This window comes from Pseudomonas sp. NCIMB 10586 (genome assembly GCF_023127895.1).
In the GTDB taxonomy this organism is placed as follows: Bacteria; Pseudomonadota; Gammaproteobacteria; order Pseudomonadales; family Pseudomonadaceae; genus Aquipseudomonas; species Aquipseudomonas synxantha_A.
In genome coordinates this window covers 15,615-37,543 of the sequence record NZ_SPKQ01000050.1, presented here as the reverse complement: position 1 = coordinate 37,543, position 21,929 = coordinate 15,615, and the positions used below count along the sequence as shown (strand labels likewise).

Genomic DNA, 21,929 nt, shown 5'->3' with positions numbered 1-21,929 from the left:
CAGTTGCAGTTGCAGTAGAAGACGAACAATGCGAAAAAAACCTGAATGTCAGCGTGAAATAATTTCCTGGCTGCCGTCCGGCAAGGTGCGCAAGGCAACCGGCAGAATATGTGGCAAGGCTTTGAGCAAGGCGTCGGTGTCACTGGCGTTGAACACGCTGGTCAGACGCAGGTTGCCCACCGCTGCCGTGGTGATGCGCAACGGTTGCTCGCGATAGCGCGACACTTCCCGCGCCACTTCGGCCAGGCTAGCGTTGTTGAACACCAGTTTGCCGGTGCGCCATGCGGTCAGCTCTTCAGGGTTTACGGCATAGGCCGCAGCCACTTCGCCCTGAGTATCGACATGAGTGCCCCGGCCGGCGGTGAGCGTCACGACTTGAGCCGACGCTCGTCCCTGCACCTTGACGGTGCCGGTCTCGACCACCACGCGGGTGCGGTCGTCATCGCGACGCACATCGAAGCGTGTGCCGGTGACCGTTACCTGCCCTGCCCCGGCGGCCACCACGAACGGGCGACTGGCGTCGTGCTCGACACTGAACATCGCCTCACCCTGCTTGAGCTCAATGCCCCGCCGACCTTTTTCGTAGTGAACCGCAACCACACTGCGGCTGTTGAGGTCCATCACAGAGCCGTCTGGCAAGGCCACCTGGCGCTGCTCGCCCACCCGGGTAGTGAACTCGGCGCTGTAGAGCTTGGACTGGCCCAGCCCGCTGAACAAACCCAGGCCCACGGCAATGGCAACCACACCGGCCGCTACCGCATAGCGCAACACCGCCCCACCCCTGGGGCGCTCGGCCGGCGCATCGCACAAAGCCTGCAAACGGGGTTGGGGCAGCAGATCCGTGGCGCTCCACAGCCCTTGCAGCACATCGAACTCATATTGGTGTTCGGGCTGCTCGGCACGCCAGGCCTCGAAACGTTGCCGTTCTTCGGCGTTCAACGGGCCGTCTTGCAGGCGCACAAACCATTGCGCCGCTTCGTCACGGACACGCTTATCCATCGTGGAAGATCCTGTTTCAAAGCGGGTCATGGCGCCATTGCATCCAGGTGGTCACGCAGATGCCGCAGGGTGCGGATCATATACTTCTCCACCATGTTTTTAGACAGCCCCAGGCGCACGGCGATTTCCTGTTGGGTGAGCCCCTCGATTTTCTGCCAGATAAAAATCTTGCGACAGTTGAGCGGCAACTCGACCAGGGCCCGCTCGATGGAGTCGGCCAACTGAATCGCGTGCATGTAATGCTCCGGATCACCGCTGTGGGGGGCGTGATCAACGGCCTGCAACGTCAACGCCGCGCGGCGTTCTGCGCGCCGGTAGGCGTCCACCGCGATATTGCGCGCGGTTTGATGCAGGTAGGCGCGCGGTTGTGCAACCTCGCTGGCGTCGGACTCAAGCACTCGCACAAAAGTGTCGTGGGTCAGGTCCTCGGCTTGCTGACGGTTCCTCAAGCGGCGCGTCCAGGTGCCGATCAACTCTTCGTAGTGCTCGAAAAAGCCTGTTCTGCGGGGCGGCTGAGGATTCATCGCGAAGGCACTGAGGAGGCGGGGCGTGAATAGTAATGCTTCCTATTAAGTGGGGCAATTGCTGTCCATCGCCGGTACGCCCGCCGCACTCAAACCCCTCAACTTTTTGAAATCACGCTACTCATGTATTGATGCAGATCGCGGAAGTCCTGAACGCTCCACGCGTGCGGCGCTATCTTCACACCGTTGTCCTTCAACGTCTTTGGAATCAGGTTGCCATTTGGGCGAAGTATTATCGACGAGACGATCACGCCCGGATAATCATGCAGCCGCTGTTTGAACGCGGCGGTTGTAAGGTCAGGCGTGGGGGGATTGCTTTTTTTAGCCAATGGCCCGGTGGCCTTTATATCGGGTCCATGGCACACGCCGCATCGCTGTAGATAGAGCGTTTTTCCATTGCTGTTTTCCGCAACAGCCAATGATGTCTGAGCCAGTGATAAAACGGCTGATAAGCCAATGAGTAAACTTTTCATCCTTGGGGTGCGTGTCGACATACACATTCCTTTGCTCCATCCCTTACCTTTTGTTTTCAGCATATTACGATAAACCTTTGCCTTGCGCCCCGGCGCTACACCTGCGGCCCGCGGTCTAGGCGTACAAGCCGTGCGGTGAACTTCCGCTCCCCGCCGCCAGTCAGCTGAAAGGACTCGGATAAACACAGTGGGTGGGCGATGCAGATTTCCTTGCAGCAACAAGTGGCTCTGGTCACCGGCGCCAGTTCCGGCATCGGTGCTGGCGCAGCCAAAGCCCTGGCCGACGCGGGCGCGGCAGTGGTGCTTAACTACAATTCCCAGGCGGCCCCCGCCGAGGCTCTTGCCGCACAGATCAATGCCAACGGCGGTCGGGCGCTTGCCATCGGTGGCGATGTGTCCAAGGAGGCTGATGTCGAGCGCCTGTTCGCACAGACCCTCGATGCTTTCTGCCACCTGGATATTCTGGTGGCCAACTCAGGCCTGCAAAAAGACGCCAACCTGGTCGACATGAGCCTCGAGGACTGGAACACCGTGATCGGTGTCAACCTCACCGGGCAGTTCCTCTGTGCCCGAGCGGCGGTGCGTATCTTCAATCGTCAGGGCGTTCGTGAGGGCGTGTCACGAGCGGCCGGCAAAATCATCCATATGAGTTCGGTGCATCAAGTCATTCCGTGGGCCGGGCATGTGAATTATGCAGCGTCCAAGGGCGGCGTGGAGATGCTGATGCGCACCCTCGCCCAGGAAGTCAGCGAGCAACGCATCCGCATCAACGGCGTTGCGCCGGGGGCCATTCGTACGGCGATCAACCGTGCAGCCACTGAAGGCGCTGCGGAGAAAGAGTTGCTCAAATTGATTCCTTATGGCCGCATCGGCGATGTAGAAGATGTGGCCAATGCAGTGGTGTGGCTGGCCAGTGATGCTTCTGATTACGTGGTCGGCAGTACGTTGTTCATCGATGGCGGCATGAGCCTTTATCCGGAGTTTCGCGGCAATGGTTGATCTGAAAAAAGAACCCCAAAGCGCCATCGATGCCCACGGCATCATCGGCGACATGCGCAGTGCCGCACTGGTAAACGACCGTGGCAGCATCGATTTTTTCTGCTGGCCGGAATTCGACAGCCCGTCGATCTTCTGCGCACTGCTCGACACGCCCGACGCCGGTACCTTCCAGCTTACCCCGGACCTGCCCAACGCCCGCCGCGAGCAGATCTACCTGCCTGACACCAACGTGCTGCAAACACGCTGGCTGAGTGACGAGGCGGTGGTGGAAATCACCGATCTGCTGGCCGTCAGCGAAGACGTTGACGATTTGCCGCTGCTGATTCGCCGCGTACGGGTAGTCAGTGGCCAGGCAACTCTGCACCTGCGTTGCGCCGTGCGCCACGACTACGCCCGTGCCAAGACCCACACCACAGCCGATGACAGCGGCGTGCTGTTCAGCGCCGACGGTCAGCCCGGCCTGCGCCTGGTAGGCAGCCACCCGCTGACCCTCGAAGAAAATGCAGTCGTATCCCGCTTCACCCTGGCCCAGGACGAGGGCGCCGAATTTGTGCTCGGCGGCCAGGATGATCCGCGGGTGGTCAACGACTGCACGGACCTGTACCTGGAACGCACCCTCAAGTTCTGGCGCGGCTGGATCTCCCAGTCCAATTACCGTGGGCGCTGGCGCGAAATGGTCAACCGCTCGGCCTTGGCGTTGAAGCTTTTGACCTCGCGCAAGCACGGCGCAATCATCGCCGCCGCCACCTTCGGCCTGCCGGAAAGCCCCGGCGGCGAGCGCAACTGGGATTACCGCTATACCTGGATACGCGATGCGTCGTTTACCGTCTACGCGTTCATGCGCCTGGGGTTTGTCGAGGAAGCCAACGCCTATATGCGCTGGCTCAAAGGCAGAGTCAGCGACTGCTGCGGCCAGCCGACCAAAATCAATATTCTCTACGGCATCGACGGTCGCCAGGAGTTGCCGGAAACCACACTCGATCATTTGCGCGGCCACGGCGGCGCCCAGCCGGTGCGCGTGGGCAACGAAGCGTTCGACCAGATCCAGCTGGATATCTACGGCGAACTGATGGACGCGGTGTATCTGGTCAACAAGTACGGCGAAGCCATTTCCCACGAAGGCTGGAAACATACGGTGGAAGTGGTCGACCAAGTGTGTGAGATCTGGAACCGCAAAGACGTAGGCATCTGGGAAATGCGCGGCGAGCAACACCACTTTCTGCACTCGCGCCTGATGTGCTGGGTGGCCTTGGACCGAGCTATTCGCCTCGCCTCCAAACGCTCGCTGCCCGCCCCATTCGCGCGCTGGGACCAGACACGCCAGGCTATCTACGCCGACATCTGGAGCAACTTCTGGAACGAAGAGCGCGGGCATTTCGTCCAGCATATCGGCAGCACGGCGCTGGACGGCTCGATGCTGTTGATGCCGCTGGTGCGCTTCGTTGCGGCCACCGACCCGCGCTGGCTGGCGACGCTGGAAGCGATCCAGAAAAGCCTGGTGCGCGACGGCATGGTCTACCGCTACCGCAATGACGACAGCCAGATCGATGGCCTGCAAGGCACCGAAGGCGCATTTGCCGCCTGCTCGTTCTGGTACGTGGAATGCCTGGCCCGCGCCGGGCAAGTGGAAAAGGCCCACCTGGAGTTCGAACAGCTGCTGCGCTACGCCAACCCGCTGGGACTGTACGCCGAAGAATTCGACAGCCAGGCTCGGCACTTGGGCAACACACCTCAGGCGTTGAGCCACCTGGCATTGATCAGTGCGGCAACCTTCCTGGACCGCAAACTCAGTGGGGAGAAGACTGTATGGCAACCCTGACGTCCCCTGCCCCGCTGTTGTATGTGCGCACGTCCATGCTAGACGTGGCTTATGAAACCCACGGCCCCATCGCAGGCGAGCCGGTGATCCTGCTGCATGGTTTCCCTTATGACCCTCGCGGTTATGACGAAATCGCGCCGGTGCTGGCCGAGCGTGGTTATCGGGTGTTGGTCCCCTATTTGCGCGGTTATGGCCCGACGCGGTTTATCAACGACCAGGTCATGCGCTCCGGCCAACAGGCGGCGTTGGCCAAGGACCTGCTGGATTTCATGGATGCGCTGTCCATTAAGCAGGCCACGCTCGCCGGGTATGACTGGGGTGGGCGCGCGGCGTGTATTGTCGCGGCGCTATGGCCCGAGCGGGTACGCGGCTTGGTGACGGGGGACGGTTACAACATCCAGGACATCGCCCAGTCCCTCGAGCCTCGGGCACCGGAAACCGAGCATCGATTATGGTACCAGTATTACTTCCACACCCAGCGTGGAGTCGACGGTTTGACCGCCAATCGACAAGAGCTGTGTGAGTTGTTATGGCGGCTTTGGTCGCCGACCTGGCGTGAAGGGCCAAGTCTGTATGGCAAGACTGCGCCGTCATTTGATAACCCGGACTTTGTCGCGGTGGTGATTCACTCTTACCGCCATCGTTTCATGTATGCGCCGGGTGATCCCGCGCTGGAATCCATTGAGCAGGCATTGGTGCAGCAACCGGCGATAACGGTGCCCAGCATTTCGTTATGCGGGGCCGACGACGGTGTGGGCCCGCCGTCGCTTGAGGATGACGATGTGGAGCACTTCAGTGGTTTTTATCGCCGGCAGGTTTTGCCAGGCATTGGTCATAATGTTTTCCAGGAAGCGCCCCGGGTCACGCTTGAAGCATTGCTGGAACTACTGGAGCGCTGAAAAACGCTCCCGGTAAGCTTGAGGCGTCACTGACAAGGCCCGCACAAAGCTGCGGCGCAAAGTCTCTTCACAGCCAAAACCGCACTGCATGGCGATACGTTTGATGGAGGTCGTGCTGTCTGCCAATTGCCGGCGCGCAGTTTCGACACGGATCAGTTCCACGGCCCGGGCCGGGGTCTGGCCGGTCTCGGCGCGGTAATGGCGCACAAAGCTACGCTCGCTCATGCCAGCCTGGGCCGCCAGCGTGGCGATGTTCAGATCCAGCGTCAGATGGTCGGCGATCCAAGCGTGCAGGTCGGCAAAGCGGCTGTCGCTCCTTTGCAGGGATAACGTCACGCTAAATTGCGACTGACCGCCAGGGCGCTTGAGGAACACCACCAAGTGGCGCGCCACTTCCAAGGCAATGGCGCGACCCAGGTCATCCTCTACCAGGGCCAGGCACAGGTCGATCCCGGCGGTCACACCAGCAGACGTCCACACGGCGCCCTGCTGGATGAAAATCGGATTGGCCTCCACCGTGAGTGCGGGAAACTTGCGCGCCAGTTCTTCACACCGCGTCCAGTGCGTGGCCACTCGGCAACCATCGAGCAAACCGCTGGCGGCCAGCAGAAAGGCCCCGGTGCACACCGAAGCCATGCGCCGGGTGTGCCGGGATTTATCGCGCACCCATTGCACCAGTGTCGGGTCTTCGGCGGCAGCGTACACGCCCCAGCCACCGGCGATCACCAGGGTATCGCAAGGCGCGTCGATGGCGGGCAGCGGTTCAGCCAGCAGCGCCAGGCCGGCAGAAGTCCTCACCGGTTCAGGCTGAGCGGCGATCACGTTCACCGCGTAGGGCAACGGTAAACCACGTTGGCGCAACAGGTCATTAGCCGACGCAAACACTTGCATAGGCCCGGTGACATCGAGCACCTGGGCATTTTCAAAAGCGAGTACATGAATAATCTTGGGCATGATTGGCGTGATTAGTGGGCTCAATGGCGTACCCGCCAAAGCCTAGGCTTCTACAGTGCGGTCGTCCATTTCTTTCGGAGCTTGCACCATGACCTTGCAGATCGGCTTTCTGTTGTTCCCCGGCATCCAGCAACTGGACCTGACCGGCCCCTATGATGTCCTCGGTTCGCTGCCAGACGTGAAGCTTCACCTTGTATGGAAAGACCTCGCGCCGATCACCTCCAGCACTGGCCTGGTGTTCACGCCGACCATTACTTACGCCGACTGCCCGAACCTGGATGTGCTCTGCGTACCCGGTGGCGCCGGTGTGGGCCCGTTGATGGAAGACCCGCAAACCCTGGATTTTCTCAAGGCCCAGGCACAGACAGTGCGCTACATGACCTCGGTGTGCACCGGCTCATTGGTATTGGGCGCGGCAGGGTTGCTGCGCGGTCGCAAGGCCACCACCCACTGGGCCTACCACCACCTGCTCGCCCCGCTCGGTGCTGTTCCCGTGCAGGAGCGCGTGGTGCGTGACGGCAACCTGTTTACCGGCGGCGGGATCACCGCCGGCATCGACTTTGCCCTGACCCTGGCCGCAGAGTTGTACAGCGAAGCGGCGGCGCAACTGGTGCAACTGCAGATCGAATATGCGCCGGCCCCACCGTTTGACTCCGGCCGCCCGGAGACTGCGCCCCGGCATGTGCTGGAGGAAGCCAACAAGCGCACGGTGGAGTCACGCAGAGTGCGTGGGGAGATTGTGGCGCGGGCGGCTGCACGGTTGGGTTGAATGTTCATCCGTGGCGAGGGAGCAAGCTCCCTCGCCACAGTACAGCGCTGCTTCTTAACTGACAGGCATCGCCGTTACTGCGCTCGCGTCTCGCCGCCTCCCTCTACTACCCGATCAACCAGCAACTGAACGCCCTCTACCATCCGGCAAATCCCCAACACCACACTGCGTTGCGAACCTTCAACCTGTACGGACCGGACACGCTGTTCAAAAGTGAGCCGCCGTCAGGGCGGAACCCTGAGTGGCCGTTACCGCAGGAATGGATATGTACTCGGTATGACTGTGTCGGCTGTCAGGCCGCCTTCGCGAGCAAGCCCGCTCCACATTTGGATCGCGGGGTGTCAGGTAGAGAAGCATCGCCTGTCAGGCCGCCATCGCAGGCAAGCCAGCTCCCACAATTGGATTGTGAGGTGTCAGGTAAATGAGCATCGACTGGCAGGCCGTTACGGGAGCAAGCTCCCTCGCCACACAGAAACCTGCTTGGCTTCCCGCGTGTCGTCAGGCAGGACGCGACATCACCGCCAAGCGCACGGCCAACGCCATCAGCACCGCCGCCAAACCCCACTTCTGCAGCCAGGCGCTTTTGGTGCGTTTGGCGAAGAAGCGGCTGAGCGCCCCGCCAAACATGCCCAGCAGTACATGAAACACACTCGCGATCAGCGTCAGCACGGCGCTCGCAGGCTCTACAAAAATTGTGCTGGATACATTACTGACGCAGCAAACCAGTGATTGCTGAATGCCACAACCAACGTCTAGAATGCGAAACATTATCAATTAAGCCTGCTGCGCCAGGATGACCATGTCGAGCGATCACCCACTGGACCATGCCGCCATCGGCCAGCTATACCAAGCCCACCATTCCTGGCTGCGCGGCTGGTTGAGCCGACGCACCGGCTGCCGTGAACACGCCGCTGACCTGGCGCAGGAAACCTTTGTGCGCCTGCTCAACGCGCGCAAGCAACAAACCCTGCAGCAGCCGCGTGCTTACTTGAGCAGCATCGCGCGCAGTTTGATGATCGACCAATACCGACGCCGCGAACTGGAACGTGCCTACCTGGAAAGCCTGGCGCACTTTCCTCAAGTCGAGGTGCCGAGCGAAGAAACCCGCCTGCTGATCCTCGACAGCCTGGCGCGCATCGACCGCTTGCTCGACCAGCTCAAGCCACGGGTGCGCGAGGCGTTTCTGTTGGCCCAACTGGACGGCCTGACCTGCGCGCAAATCGCCCTGCGCCTGGGCGTGTCCAAGGCCACGGTGGAGCGTGACCTGTCCAAGGCACTGCACGCCTGCTATCGGTTACGTTATGCCGAATGCTGATCCGCGTCTGGTGGACCAGGCCATCCAGTGGATGATCAAGCTGCGCTTCAACACCGCTGACGACGCCAGCACGGCGGCCTTTGAGCAGTGGCTGCACACCAGCGCCGCGCATCAACTGGCGTGGCAGCGCGTGGCGACCATGAATGACGACTTCACCCAACTGCCGGCGCATGTCAGTCGCCATGCCCTCGATGGCGCGCGCCAACGTATCAGTCGGCGTGAAGGCTTGAAGCTGCTGGGCTTGTTTGCCGGCGCCGCCGGGTTGGCCTGGCTGGGTCGCGACTACACGCCCCTGCCCGCCCTGATGGCCGACTACCGCACGGCCACCGGCGAGCGGCGCTGGGTGGCGTTGAACGATGGCAGCAAGGTCCAGCTCAACAGCGCCAGTGCCATCGATATCACCCTGAATGCCGAGCGGCGTCTGGTGAACCTGCGTCAGGGTGAAGTGTTGGTCAATACCGGCGCTGACAACCGTCCGTTCTGGGTGCACACCCGCGATGGTTACCTGCGCACCCTCGGCACGCGCTTTGTGGTACGTGAAGAAGCCCAAGGCACGCTGCTGGCTGTGCAGCAGGGTGCGGTCTCGGTGTATGCCGACAGCCATGACGCCAGCGCACGCCAAATGATCAAGCCGGGCGAACAGGTGCTGTTCAACCGTAGCGGCATTCGCCCTTCTCCCACCAATGGCCTGGATCCCTGGGCCTGGAGCGACGGCGTCATCAGCGCCCACAATATGCGCCTTGACGACTTCCTGGCCGAACTGGGCCGCTACCGCAACGGCTTGCTCCGTTGCAGCGAAGCCGTCGCGGGGCTGCGGGTTTCGGGCACCTATCAACTGGAAGACACCGATCAGGTACTCAAGCTGGTGGCGCAATCGTTGTCGATCAATGTGACCTACCGCAGCCCCTATTGGGTGACCGTCTCCGCTCGGGTTTGAGCGGCCGAAAATAAATGAGGTGAATTCTCATTGCCATTCGACCTGTAAGGAAAGGCCGATCAACAGGCCGGTGTTGTCCACTTCCTTCAGGAGCATCCCGCGGTCATGCAAGCGTTCCCCTCCAAGCGTTCCCCCCTCAGACACGCCCTCAATGCCACTCTTCTTGGCGCGTGCGTGGCAGCCAGCGCTTTGCCGTATACCGCAACAGCCCAGGAACCCGGCAGCGAGCGCCAGGCCCGCGCCTGGAATATTGCGCCCGGGCCTCTGGCCGGCGCCCTTGATCAGTTTGCGCGGCAGGCCGGTATCAGCCTGTCGTATGACGCGGGCAGCGTGGCCGGCAAAAGCAGCCCGGGGCTGAGCGGCACCCTGGCCCCACAACAGGCCCTGAGCCAGTTGCTCCAGGGCCAGGGTTTGCAGGCGCAAAGCCAGGGCCAGAACGCCTGGTTACTGCTACCTCAGCAGCAAGCCGGCTCGGCGCTGAGCCTGGGCGCCACCACCATCACTGGTGATCGTCTAGGCGCCACCACCGAAGGCAGCGGTTCCTACACCACCGGTGCGGTGACCATCGGCAAGGGTGAACACAGCCTGCGACGCACGCCGCAATCGGTGAGCGTGATGACCCGCAAGCTGATGGATGACCAGAACATCACCACCATCGACCAATTGCTGGAGCGCACGCCAGGGATCACCAGCTACGAGTCGCCCATGGGCGGCAAGTATTTTTACTCCCGGGGCTTCAAGATGCTCGGTCAGTACCAGTTCGATGGTGTGCCGCTGGACATCGGCAAGGACTACATACAGGCCGACAGTTTCAGCGCGAACATGGCGATTTATGACCGGGTAGAGGTGCTAAAAGGCGCCGCCGGTATGCTCAAGGGCGCCGGCACCGCCAGCGGTGCAGTGAACTTCGTGCGTAAGCGGCCCCAAGCCACCCCGACCACCAGCCTCGGGCTGTCGGCGGGCACCTGGGATAACTACCACGCCGAACTCGACACCGGCGGCCCGTTGAACGACAGCGGCACGGTGCGCGGCCGTGCGTCGGTCAGCCAGCAGAATCGTGGCTCCTACATGGACCTTGCCAAGCGCCAGGACCAGGCGTTTTACGCGGCGCTGGACATGGATGTCAGCCCTGACACCACCCTAGGCTTCGGCGCCAGCTATGAGGATGTCGACGCCACACCGTGCTGGAGCGGCCTGCCGCGCTACCGCGACGGCAAAAGCCTCGGCCTGAGCCGCTCCACCTGCCTGGGCCAGGCCTGGAACGATTGGCAAAGCCAGCGCACCACGCTGTTCGCCGATCTGACCCATCACTTCAACGACGACTGGAAGCTCAAAGTCAGCGCCGTGCATAGCCGCAACCTGCAAGACATCAAATACGCCGCCAGCGAAAGCACCGTGGACTATGGTAACCCGGCCCCTACGCTCACCAGCTACGCCGCGCTGCTGGATTACGATCACAAGGACTACGGCCTGGATGCCTACATTGATGGTCAATTTGAAGCGTTTGGCCTGCAACATGAGTTGATCCTCGGCGCCAATGGCAGTCGTGGCACCCAGGACGATGTCTACGCGATCCGCAACCTGCCCCAGCGCCAAAGCGTTTTCAACCCCAACCACCACTTCCCGGAACCTGCCGACGATACCTTCTGGCCCAACATGTACCGTGGCGGCACGGTCAAGGAAACCGCCACCCAATACGGCGCCTACGCCACCTTGCGCCTGCGCCTGGCCGAACCGTTGATGCTGGTTCTCGGCAGTCGCGTCAGTTGGTATGAAAACCGCCGTGAGTCCTTGAACCTGGCCTGGGGCGAGTGGGCCGACCAGGATGCACGCACCAAGGAAACCGGCGTGGTCACGCCGTTTGCCGCGCTGATCTACGACCTCAATGACAACCTTTCGGTGTACGCCAGCTACGCCGATATCTTCCAGCCACAAAGCTCCTACGCCACGGTCAGCGGTTCGGCGCTCAAGCCGAAAATGGGTGAGAACTACGAGCTGGGTATCAAGGGCGAATGGTTTGACGGGCGCCTCAACAGCTCCCTGGCGCTGTTTCGCGCGATCGAAAAAAACGCCGCCCAAACCGATTTCGAGACCCGCTGCGGCAGCTCCTCCGACGGCTACTGCTACACCGACACGGGCAAAGTTCGCGCCCAAGGGGTCGAGGCCGAGCTGAGCGGCGAATTGCTTGAACGCCTGCAAGTGTTTGGCGGCTACACCTACACGCAAACCAAGAACCTGAAGAACATCGACAGCGCAGCCGAAGGCGCGGTGTCCAACACCTACGTACCAAGGCATATGCTGCGTTTGTGGGGCGACTACCAGTTGGACGGTGCACTGTCAAAATGGACAGTCGGCGCAGGGGTCAACGCCCAAAGCAGCAACTACCGGTTGCAAACCATCAAACTGGAACAGGCCGGGTATGCGTTGTGGAATGCGCGCATTGCGTATCAGGTGGACGACACCTGGACTGTGGCGCTCAACGGCAACAACCTGTTCGATAAAAACTACTACCAGACCGTGGGTACCTCAGGCTGGGGTAATCTTTATGGAGAGCCGCGCAACCTCACGCTGAGCCTCAAAGGCAACTTCTAAACATCAGCAGTCCTTGCACCAGAGCCGGCAAGCCGGCTCTGGTTCGACAACCCCCCTTCCCCCGCCCTGCTTCTGTCAAAAAAAAGCTTTTTTTCGCTGGCAGGCAAATCCCCACGTTTGTTCCTACACTCCAAAAAGCCATCATCGATTCTCGATTTTTCTGAAAGCACGGCCTCTCATGTCAATAAATCGTCATATCATGGGGGCCTCATGAGAGCCATTGAAGGCAACGGCAAAAAAAGCCAAATCATTGACACGGAACCTCAAGGAAGCCACTATTTAGCCATCACTCCGTAAATTCCTGCGTCTGAACAGGCATTACGTATTACCCAGCAACTGCAGTTGTTCGATTTGCACCACTTGTAAAGCAAACCTGCCTTATGGATGAGCAAAACGAATAGGAACGTTCTGGTGGTGTATTGAGGATCTGATCTATGCGCGGTAAATCGTCGGTCGATAGCCTGTTTTTGACTCGTCCCGGTTTCGTTGAGTTTTTTGTCGTCTTCGTAAAACTGATCCACGGCCTCACTGCTGTAGTGCCGGCAATTATCCTGTTGTTCTACCCGGAACCCGTCGCCGAGCACATGCGCAACCACTACCTTGGCCTGCTGGTATTCTTTGCGCTCTTGACCATCATTCTGTTCCAGGCCCTGGGGGTGTACTCCGAGGATCTGTTCAGCAATCGCCTGCGTTTTCGCGTGATGCTGGTGGCCTGGGTCTCAGCGTTTTGCATCCTGCTGTTCATGTACCAGATCCTGCTGCTGTTCCCACAGTTGAGCCCACGCAACCTGGCGGCCTGGTTCTCCATGAGCCTGGTGCTGTTTGGCGTGGAGCGGATATTGATGCTGCGCCTGTATCGCCATTTGATGAAGAACGGCAAATTCTTGCAGCGTACGGTGATCCTGGGTTTTACCGAGACGGCGGTGCATGTGGCTGAACACCTGTCGCGCAACAGCGATATCCGTTCCGGCCTGATCGGCTTTATCGACGACCGTACCGAGCGCATTCCCAAGGAATTGAGCCGCCTGCCCTTGCTGGGCAATACCCGCGACCTGGAAAAGCTGATCCGCTCCGAACAGGTCAACCAGGTCATGATCACCCTGCCCTGGGCTGCCGAGCAGCGTATCAACGGGCTGGTCAAACGCCTGCGGCAGATGTCGGTGAACGTCATGCTGGTGCCCGACATGGCTGCCTTGCGTTATGGGCATAACCGCATCACCGATGTGGGCGGCATCCTGATGTTCAACACCTCGCAGTTGCCGCTGCGCGGCTGGTCACCCTTTATCAAGCGTTGCGAAGACCTGCTGCTGGCCAGCCTCGGCCTGTTGTTGCTGTCACCGGTGATGCTGGCGACGGCCATCGCGATCAAACTCGATTCCAAGGGCCCGGTGCTGTTTCGCCAGAAGCGCTTTGGCTACAACGACAACCTGATCCGAGTGTTCAAGTTCCGCTCGATGTACGTGGAACAGACCGACCTCAACGCCGAGAACCAGACCACACGCCAGGACCCGCGCATCACCCGGGTAGGCAGGATCATTCGCAAGACCAGCATTGATGAGCTGCCACAACTGTTCAACGTGCTGCTGGGCAATATGTCGATGGTCGGCCCGCGCCCCCACGCCACGGCCACCAAGGCCGCCGGGGTTCCGTTCGAGCAAGCGGTCAGCGAATACAGCTCACGCCACCGGGTCAAGCCAGGCATCACCGGCTGGGCACAGATCAATGGCTACCGTGGCGAGACCGACACCCTGTTCAAAATCCAGAAGCGAGTCGAATACGACCTGGAATACATCGCCAAATGGTCGGTGTGGCTGGATCTGTACATCGTTTTCATGACGGTTCCGGCCGTCCTTTCCACCAAGGAAGTCTATTGATGAACCCTCTTAACGGATTGATCCCGTGCATCATCTCCGGTGGTTCGGGCACGCGGCTGTGGCCGGTTTCGCGGCAGAACATGCCCAAACCCTTCATGCGCATGCGCGACGACCAGAGCCTGCTGCAAAAGACCTTCCTGCGCGCCAGCCACTTGCCGGGGGTGGAAAGCATCCTGACAGTGACCAATCGTGACCTGCTGTTTCGCACCCTCGACGACTACCGCGCGGTGAACACCCAGCGATTGGCCCTGGAGCTGCTGCTGGAGCCGTTTGGCCGTAACACCGCCGCCGCCATCGCCGTGGCCGCCTTGCATGTGCAGGAGCATTTCGGCGCTGAAGCGCAGTTGCTGGTGATGCCCGCCGATCACCTGATCCTGGATGAAACGGCCTTCGCCCAAGCGGTGGAAAAAGCCCGTGCGCTGGCCGAGGCCGGTTACCTGGTGACCTTTGGCATTCAGCCTGACCGTGCCGAAACCGGCTTTGGCTATATAGAACAAGGCGCAGCGTTGGGGGCCGGGTTTCAGGTCCGGCGCTTTGTCGAGAAGCCCGATCTGGCCACCGCCCAAGGCTATCTGGACGGCGGCAAGCACCTGTGGAACGCCGGCATGTTCTGCTTCAAGGCGGCCAGCCTATTGGAAGAATTGGCCAGCCACGCCCCGGCAGTGCTGGACGCAGCCAAGGCCGCACTCGAGCACAGCCAGAGCCTGCAGAACAGCAGCAGTCGCCAGCGTGAGCTGAGCCCGGAAGGTTTCGGTACCGCGCCGGACATCTCCATCGACGTGGCCCTGATGGAAAAATCCGCAAAGGTCGCGGTCGTGCCCTGCAACATTGGCTGGAGCGATATCGGTTCCTGGGAAGCGCTGCGCCAACTCACCCCCAGTGATGACAATGGCAACCAGATCAATGGCGAGGCGATCCTGCACGACGTGCATAACTGCTACATCGACTCGCCCAAGCGGGTACTCGGTGCAGTGGGCGTGCGCGATCTGATCATCGTCGACACCCCGGACGCACTGTTGATCGCCGACGCGCACCGCAGCCAGGACGTGCGCTATATCGTCGCCGAACTCAAGCGCCAGAATCACCCGGCGTTCAGTCTGCATCGCACAGTCACCCGCCCGTGGGGCACCTACACGGTGCTGGAAGAAAGCACGCGCTTCAAAATCAAGCGCATTGTGGTCAAGCCAAAAGGCTCGCTGTCCCTGCAAATGCACCATCACCGCAGCGAGCATTGGGTGGTGGTCAGCGGCGCAGCGATGATCACCAATGGCGAGCGCGAAATCCTGCTCAATATGAACGAGTCCACCTATATTCCCGCCGGCCACAAACACCGCCTGACCAACCCCGGCATCATCGATCTGGTGATGATTGAGGTACAGAGCGGTGAGTACCTGGGCGAAGACGACATCGTGCGTTATGACGACATCTACGGCCGCGCGCCGGTGGAAGAGAAACCCTGATGCGCACGTCCCTGATCATCCCCACCCGCAACGCGGCCAGCCATCTGGACCGCTTACTGCCGGCGCTGCGCATGCAAACCCTGCAACCGGACGAGATGCTGGTGGTCGACAGCGCATCGAGCGATGACACCGTGGCGCGCTTTCGCGAGTTTGGCGCGCGCGTGGAGGTGATTGATGCCCGCGACTTCAACCACGGCGGCACTCGGCGCTGGGCCAGTGAACAGGTGGGCGGCGACGCTTTGATCGTCATGACTCAGGACGCAATCCCCGCCACGGCCGAGACGTTCGCCAACCTGATCGCCGAATTGCAACTGGAGCCGCTCAATGGCGTGGCCTATGGACGGCAGCTGCCGCACCCCGGTGCAGGGGTGCTGGGGGCACAGTCGCGGCACTTCAATTACCCGGCGGCCAGCCGCAGCAAAAGCCTGGCCGATGCACCGCAGCTAGGGATCAAGACCTGCTTCAGCTCCGACTCGTTTTCGGTGTACCGACGCAGCGCCCTGCAGGCGGTGGGTGGTTTTCCCCAGGATGTGATTGGCAGCGAAGACGCCTACGTCGCCGCACGCATGTTGCTGGCCGGCTACCAGGTGCGCTACGCCGCCAGTGCGCAGGTTTATCACTCCCACGATTACCGCTTGCTGGACGAGTTCAAGCGCTACTTCGATATCGGTGTGTTCTACGGCCGCGAGGCGTGGATTCGCCAGGCGTTCGGCGACGCCGGCGGCGAAGGTAAGCGTTATGTGCTGGCCGAACTGCGCGCATTGCGCGAGGCCAACGCGCTGCACCGTGCGCCGGAAGTGGTGGTGCGCAGCGCCTTTAAATTGCTGGGTTATCGCCTCGGCCACCTTGAACGCCACTTGCCCAACTCGCTTAAACGGCGCCTGGGCATGTTTTCCACTTACTGGACTTGAGCCGTCATGAAGACTACCAACCGACGTTCCCGTCTTACCCTGCTCAGCCTCTTGAGTGCCTCAATCTGGCTGGCGGGCTGTTCGACCCCTGCGCGGGTGCCGCTTCCTGACAACAATACGCTCAAGGCCGGCCATCAAGCGGCGCTGACCCTGGCCGACCTGCCACCACCCCAGGTGCTGATCCAGACCGGCGACTCGCTGCGGATCGTGCGCGACGCCCAGGAACCGGCGGCGGCCGATGACATGACCGTATTCGTCGTGCGCCCCGACGGCGTGATCTCGGTACCCAATATTGGCCGGGTCAAGGCCGCCCTGCGCACGCCCGAAGACCTGGGCAAGGAAATCACCGAGAAGTACAAGCGCATCTACCGCGAACCCGCGGTGACGGTGAACATCGCCAGCGCACCGAGCAACAAGGTGTTTATCGGCGGTGCGGTGTCTAACCCGGCGTTTTTCGACCTGGCCGGCAACGTCAGCGTCGAGCAGGCACTGCTCAGTTCCGGTGGTGTATTGCCCTCGGCGGATGCCTCCAACGTGGCCTTGCTGCGCACCGGGCCAGATGGCAAGTACAGGACGTACTTCATCAGCCTGGAGAGCATGTTGACCAACCCCAATCACCCGCGGGTGGCGTTGCAGCGCGGCGATTTGATCTTCGTGCCGCAGTCGGGCATCGGCGCGACGGTGGAGGCCGTGGATATGTACTTCACCAAGCTGTTTCCGATCAACAAGGGCATTGGCATTGGCTTGAATTACGACCTGAACAAGAGCGACGTGAAAAACAGCGGCAACACCATCTACAACAACCCAACCATCAACGCAGGCCAAGGATTATGAAGCGGGCGTCGTATCACTCGAACCAAGCGTTCCCGTCTTTCGTAAACCCCATATGCAATGGAGTGATCCTGTGATCGAAATCCGCTCTCTTCGCGACCTGCTGCGGCTGTTTTTCATCTACCGCCGCGAATTCAAACTGGCAGTGATCACCACGATCGTCGTCGCGGTGCTGGGTGCCTTCCTGTTGCCGGCTCGCTACGAGTCCGACGCACGCTTGCTGGTCAAGCCGGGGCGGGACAACACCACCTTGCCGATCGAAGCCGCCAACCGCCAGACGCTGATTGCCCCGAGCACCCAGCACGACCCGATTGTCGACGAAGAAAAAATGCTCACGGGCCGGCCCATCGTGCATATCGTTGCCGAGCGCTATATGGCGATGACCTCCGAGCCGCCGCAGGGCTTCTGGAAGGTCACCAAGTTCTACATCAAGAAGGGCCTTGGCGAAGTCATCAATGGCATACGCAGCGTGCTGCAGTTTGTGGGCCTTGCCGAGAAGCAAAGCCCGCTGGAGCGCCTGGCGACCTCGCTGGAGAAGAACTTCAAAGCCGGTCACGAGCCGGGTTCTTCAGTGATCGAGATTTCCTTCACCTGGGACGACCCGGCGGTGGCGCAAAAAATCGTCGAGGAATGGGTCAACGCCTACCTTGAGGAACGTGCGCGGATTCTCGGGCGCAAGAGCCTGCATACCTTCTACGAAACCGAACGCGCCAAGGTGGCGGAAAATATCCAAAGCCTGAAGGACCAACTGCAAGGCCGTTTGAAGCAGATCGATTCGATCAGTGTCGATGCGCGCCTGAAGAACCTCACCAGTCAGATCGACCGTGTCACCGACGCCAAGGTCAGCGCACAAAACCAGATCTCGGGCATTCGCAGCCTCCTGGCCAACGCCAGCCAGCAGATCAAGAGCCAGCCGGCAGACGTGGTGACGATGCGCGAAACCAGCCTCAATCCCACCCAACTGGACCTCAAGCGCCAGCTCAATGCGCTGCAAGTGGAACGCGCACGCCTGTTGCGCACCTACCTGCCGGGCACGCCGCAGGTCAATCAGATCGAGCAGAACATCCGCGACATCGAAGCCCTCAGCGCTCAGGAAGCTACGCGCCTGGAACGCTCGCAAAACACCGCACCTAACAGCCTGGTGATCAACGTCAAGCAGCAAGTGATCGACGCCCAATTGCAAGAGCGCAAACTGGCCGGGGAGATCGAGAACTACGACAAGACCCTCGCCGAACTGCGTGACCAGCGTGACAAGGCGATGACCGATGAGCCGGAACTCAACAAGCTGAGCCAACAACTGCGCGCCGCCGAAAAAAGCTACGCCTTGTACTCGGACAATCTTGAACAGGCGCGTATCGACCACGAACTGGACAACAGCCAGATCAGCAACATCGCGCTGATCGAACACGCCACCCTGAACCCGTCACGTGTGTTTCCCAAAAGCCTGCTGATTCTGTTGTTCGCCATTCCCGCCGGCGTAGCCGTGGGCTTTTTGACCATTTATGTGCTGTACCTGCTGGACCAACGCATCCACGATGGCACCCGCTTGCAGGAGATGTTCCAGGTGCCGCTGTGGAGCAGCATCCCCGACGTGCAAGACGCCACGCCGGCCGCCGTCACCGCCAGCCTCTATCGCCTGTACAGCCTGCTGCCCCTGGAGCGCATCGCCAGTGAAGGCTTTGCCCTGGGCCTGACCTCGGCGCGGCATGGCGAGGGCGTGACGTTTATCATCGAGCAGCTCAAGCGCCTGCTGGAAGAACGTGGCCACCGCGTCTCGGTCGACGGGGCGAACGCGCCCACGCCGGGTGAAGTGCTGTTGCTGGACGCCTCGGCCTTGTCGTCCAACCCGCAGGCCTTTTTGACGCTACGCCGTGCCGACCAGATCGTGCTGGTGATCGAAGCCCGCACCAGTACCGTACCGACCATCGAAAACGCGGTGTCGCTGCTGACCACCGCGTTCGGCAAAGTCGACGGCATGATCCTCAACCGCCGCCGCTTCGAAGTACCGGCCAAGGTCCTGGCGCGGATCAACAGCTGGCGCGGTGCGGCCTGATGCGTATTGCATTGCTGGCCCCTCTGCCACCGGAGCAGACCGGAATCGCCGATTACGCCGCGCATTTGCGCAACGCGTTGATCGAACTGGGCCTTGAAGTGGTGACCCCCCTCGTGGGTTGCCAGGACCTGGCTGAACAGTTGCGGCGCTTGCAAGCCTTTGACTGGCACGGTGTGGACCTGGTCCATGCCGAATTGGGAGGTGGGCGCTTCGGTGAGTTCCAGGCGCTTGACTACCTGCGTCGGGCACATCCACAACTGCCGTTGACCGCTACGGTGCATGATCCGGAGCGCTTGATCTGGCGCCGGGCCAAGCTGTTTTTCCCCTTGACCCTGCTCGAACGCCTGCCCCACCCGCTGCCCCAGGCGGCGGCGCTGCTGGCCGACCCGCTGACCTTGCACGAAGAACGACGCCTGGCCAAAGGTATGCGCCGGCTGATCACCCTCACCCGCCTGGGAGGCGACTGCCTGCGCCAACGCATGGGCCTGCGCCCGCAGCAAGTGGCGGTGATTGCTCACGGCAACCTGCCCATCGCGCCCCAGGACTTGCCGCCGCTTGCGCCGCTGCGTCTGTTGTATTTCGGCTTTATCTATCGCGGCAAGGGCATTGAAGATCTGCTCCAGGCCCTGGCCCAGTCACTGGCCGCTCACCCGCAATGCCGAGGCCAGGTGCGCCTGACCCTGGCCGGCGGCACCGCCCCGGAAATGACCTTCGACCCGGCCGGCAACTACCTCGACGGCCTGCGCCAACAGATCAGCGCGCTGCACCTGGAGGATGTGGTGGACTGGCAGCTGGACCTGCCATCGGCGCAGATCGCCGCTACGATCCAGGCGCACCATGTGATGGTGCTGCCCTACCGCGAATCGAAAAAACTCGGTTTCCTGGGACAGATGCGTGGCACCAGTGGCGCGCTGTCGTGGGCCAATGCCTGCGGGCGCGGGGTGATCACCTCCAATGCGCGAGCCTTTGCTGAGGAGGTGGCCAGCGGCAATGGCATCACCTATCAGCAGGGCGATATCGACTCCTTGAGCAACGCCTTGAACCGCTTGATCCTCGACCCGAAGCAGGCCCGGCAATGGGCTGCCCGGGCAGCGGAAATCGGCCACCAACGCCAGTGGGCCACCACGGCCCAACGTTTTGCCGAATTATTTCGGGATGCTTGTGAGGAGCCGTTGCGATGAATATTTCATCTGTTCGCCCGATGTGGCGCTATCTGCCGCTGGTGCTGGCAATCGCCGTGGGTGGCGCCCTGCTGTCGAGTGAAAAAGTCGATGCGCAGCCGGTGAATCTGGCCCCGGAGCGCACTGTGGTATGGAAGGACTTCCTTGGCGTGAACGCGCACTTTCTGTGGTTCACGCCCGAGCAGTACCGCCAGCAGATCAAGCAATACAAGAAACTTGGGTTGCAATGGGTGCGGGTCGACCTGCACTGGGATCGCCTGGAGCCCACAGAAGACGGTTATCAACTCAGCACCTTCGATGAACTGGACCGCACCCTGAGCGCTGAAAAAATCCGCTCGGTGTTTTACCTGGTGGGCTCGGCGCCCTTTATCACCACCGCCCCCAAGGGCGCGCAGTTCCAGGACCAGTATCGCCCGCGGGACCCCGAAATCTACGCGCTGCGCCTGGCACTCCTGGCCAAGCGCTACCCCAATATTGATGCCTGGCAGGTGTGGAACGAGCAGAACCTGCCGAACAACTGGCGCCCCAAAGTCAACGCCAAGGAGTACGGGCAATTGTTATTGGCCAGTCACCAGGCGTTGAATATTGCTGCGCCCGGCAAACTGCAGGTCATGGGCGGCATGGCGTACTACAGCCAAATGCCGCCGCGTGGCAAAACCCTGATGTTCGAAGCGCTCGGCGCGCTGGGCGTGCAAAACCTGGGCATGGTCGCGGCCTATCACCCTTATTCGATGACCCCGGAAACCGATGAACCGGGCAAGAACGAAGTGCTGCTGCGCGGCGATCAACTCAATACCATGCTGCACGGCGCCGGGATCAAGAACGTATGGGCTACCGAGTGGGGCTGGTCCAGCTATGCCGGCCCCAAGGAGATGCAGGACCTGATCGGTATCGACGGGCAGGCCGACTACACCTTGCGCCGCCTGGCGTTGATGGCGTCCCAGGACTATCAGAAGATTTTCCTGTTCGCGCTGTCCGACCTCGACCAACGCGCCTCGCCACGCGACCAGCATTACGGCCTGCTGAACCTGGACGGCGAACCCAAGCCGGTCTACACCGCCCTCGCCCGCTTCCTCGAGATCACCGGCCCCTCCCTTAAACCCGGCACCACGCCCAAGCTTGAGGATGTGCCGGACAGTTTCTACAGCGTGGCCTGGACTCGGCCTGACGGAAAACACTTGTTGATGTACTGGAGTGCCAAAGGCAGCAGCATCAGCCTGCCGGACATCAAACACGCAGAACTGCTGGACCCGCTGACCGGAGCCCGGCAGCCCCTGAACGACGACAACGGTATTCGCCCAGCGGTGAAGCCGAGTTTGCAGATACTGGTGTGGTAGCC

18 protein-coding genes and 1 pseudogene are annotated in these 21,929 nt (G+C 61.1%); 14 read left to right on the top strand and 5 right to left on the bottom strand.

Annotated features, from left to right (window positions below; genetic code table 11):
- Positions 1-48: 48 nt before the first annotated feature.
- The 3 genes from E4P01_RS23735 to E4P01_RS23725 form a co-directional block, all read right to left on the bottom strand.
- Complete coding sequence (locus E4P01_RS23735; protein ID WP_148854458.1) at positions 49-999, bottom strand: FecR domain-containing protein; 951 nt, start codon at positions 997-999, stop codon at positions 49-51.
- 26 nt (positions 1,000-1,025) lie between these two features.
- Positions 1,026-1,523 (bottom strand): sigma-70 family RNA polymerase sigma factor, encoded by a 498-nt coding sequence (locus E4P01_RS23730; protein WP_216091014.1) that lies wholly within the window; start codon positions 1,521-1,523, stop codon positions 1,026-1,028.
- Between the two features lie 98 nt (positions 1,524-1,621).
- Positions 1,622-2,017, bottom strand: coding sequence for a cytochrome c (locus E4P01_RS23725; RefSeq protein ID WP_228309670.1), 396 nt, complete (start codon positions 2,015-2,017; stop codon positions 1,622-1,624).
- Positions 2,018-2,194: 177 nt separating this feature from the next.
- On the opposite strand from E4P01_RS23725, the gene E4P01_RS23720 reads away from it, so the two are divergent.
- The 3 genes from E4P01_RS23720 to E4P01_RS23710 are packed head-to-tail and all read left to right on the top strand — an operon-like array spanning position 2,195 to position 5,713.
- Positions 2,195-2,995: an SDR family oxidoreductase gene (locus E4P01_RS23720; RefSeq protein WP_216091013.1), complete on the top strand. Its 801-nt coding sequence runs from the start codon at positions 2,195-2,197 to the stop codon at positions 2,993-2,995.
- Positions 2,988-4,814, top strand: a complete 1,827-nt coding sequence (locus tag E4P01_RS23715) for a glycoside hydrolase family 15 protein (protein WP_216091012.1) — start codon at positions 2,988-2,990, stop codon at positions 4,812-4,814. The genes E4P01_RS23720 and E4P01_RS23715 overlap by 8 nt, the downstream gene beginning before the upstream one ends.
- On the top strand, positions 4,802-5,713 hold the full coding sequence (locus E4P01_RS23710; protein ID WP_216091011.1) for an alpha/beta hydrolase: 912 nt from the start codon (positions 4,802-4,804) through the stop codon (positions 5,711-5,713). The genes E4P01_RS23715 and E4P01_RS23710 overlap by 13 nt, the downstream gene beginning before the upstream one ends.
- Here E4P01_RS23710 and E4P01_RS23705 read toward each other — a convergent pair.
- Positions 5,699-6,667, bottom strand: coding sequence for a helix-turn-helix domain-containing protein (locus tag E4P01_RS23705; protein WP_078820829.1), 969 nt, complete (start codon positions 6,665-6,667; stop codon positions 5,699-5,701). The two genes, E4P01_RS23710 and E4P01_RS23705, sit on opposite strands and share 15 nt — an antisense overlap.
- A gap of 88 nt (positions 6,668-6,755) precedes the next feature.
- On the opposite strand from E4P01_RS23705, the gene E4P01_RS23700 reads away from it, so the two are divergent.
- Entirely contained in the window at positions 6,756-7,436 is a 681-nt protein-coding gene (locus E4P01_RS23700; protein ID WP_216091010.1) for a DJ-1/PfpI family protein, read from the top strand.
- A gap of 498 nt (positions 7,437-7,934) precedes the next feature.
- Here the strand turns inward: E4P01_RS23700 and E4P01_RS23695 are convergent.
- A pseudogene (locus E4P01_RS23695) lies at positions 7,935-8,105 on the bottom strand (LysE family translocator); the annotation flags it as partial.
- A gap of 130 nt (positions 8,106-8,235) precedes the next feature.
- Here E4P01_RS23695 and E4P01_RS23690 point away from each other — a divergent pair.
- From E4P01_RS23690 to E4P01_RS23645, 10 genes are all read left to right on the top strand, one after another.
- Complete coding sequence (locus tag E4P01_RS23690; RefSeq protein WP_032876877.1) at positions 8,236-8,751, top strand: sigma-70 family RNA polymerase sigma factor; 516 nt, start codon at positions 8,236-8,238, stop codon at positions 8,749-8,751.
- Positions 8,738-9,688 (top strand): FecR domain-containing protein, encoded by a 951-nt coding sequence (locus E4P01_RS23685; protein WP_216091009.1) that lies wholly within the window; start codon positions 8,738-8,740, stop codon positions 9,686-9,688. Before E4P01_RS23690 ends, E4P01_RS23685 begins: the two co-directional genes overlap by 14 nt.
- A 105-nt stretch (positions 9,689-9,793) precedes the next feature.
- On the top strand, positions 9,794-12,280 hold the full coding sequence (locus E4P01_RS23680; RefSeq protein ID WP_103735422.1) for a TonB-dependent receptor: 2,487 nt from the start codon (positions 9,794-9,796) through the stop codon (positions 12,278-12,280).
- A gap of 434 nt (positions 12,281-12,714) precedes the next feature.
- Positions 12,715-14,154, top strand: a complete 1,440-nt coding sequence (locus E4P01_RS23675; protein WP_078820826.1) for an undecaprenyl-phosphate glucose phosphotransferase — start codon at positions 12,715-12,717, stop codon at positions 14,152-14,154.
- On the top strand, positions 14,154-15,614 hold the full coding sequence (locus tag E4P01_RS23670; protein ID WP_005786806.1) for a mannose-1-phosphate guanylyltransferase/mannose-6-phosphate isomerase: 1,461 nt from the start codon (positions 14,154-14,156) through the stop codon (positions 15,612-15,614). The genes E4P01_RS23675 and E4P01_RS23670 overlap by 1 nt, the downstream gene beginning before the upstream one ends.
- Entirely contained in the window at positions 15,614-16,525 is a 912-nt protein-coding gene (locus E4P01_RS23665) for a glycosyltransferase (protein ID WP_194440396.1), read from the top strand. The genes E4P01_RS23670 and E4P01_RS23665 overlap by 1 nt, the downstream gene beginning before the upstream one ends.
- A 6-nt stretch (positions 16,526-16,531) precedes the next feature.
- Positions 16,532-17,359 carry a polysaccharide biosynthesis/export family protein gene (locus E4P01_RS23660; RefSeq protein ID WP_032876894.1) on the top strand — a complete coding sequence of 276 codons (828 nt, stop codon included), beginning with the start codon at positions 16,532-16,534 and terminating at the stop codon, positions 17,357-17,359.
- Positions 17,360-17,429: 70 nt separating this feature from the next.
- Positions 17,430-19,409: an exopolysaccharide transport family protein gene (locus E4P01_RS23655; protein ID WP_216091008.1), complete on the top strand. Its 1,980-nt coding sequence runs from the start codon at positions 17,430-17,432 to the stop codon at positions 19,407-19,409.
- The gene (locus tag E4P01_RS23650; protein ID WP_216091007.1) at positions 19,409-20,590 is read left to right on the top strand and encodes a glycosyltransferase; all 1,182 of its coding nucleotides are present in this window, start codon (positions 19,409-19,411) and stop codon (positions 20,588-20,590) included. Before E4P01_RS23655 ends, E4P01_RS23650 begins: the two co-directional genes overlap by 1 nt.
- Complete coding sequence (locus tag E4P01_RS23645) at positions 20,587-21,927, top strand: beta-xylosidase (RefSeq protein WP_103735419.1); 1,341 nt, start codon at positions 20,587-20,589, stop codon at positions 21,925-21,927. The genes E4P01_RS23650 and E4P01_RS23645 overlap by 4 nt, the downstream gene beginning before the upstream one ends.
- The last annotated feature ends 2 nt before the right edge of the window (positions 21,928-21,929 follow it).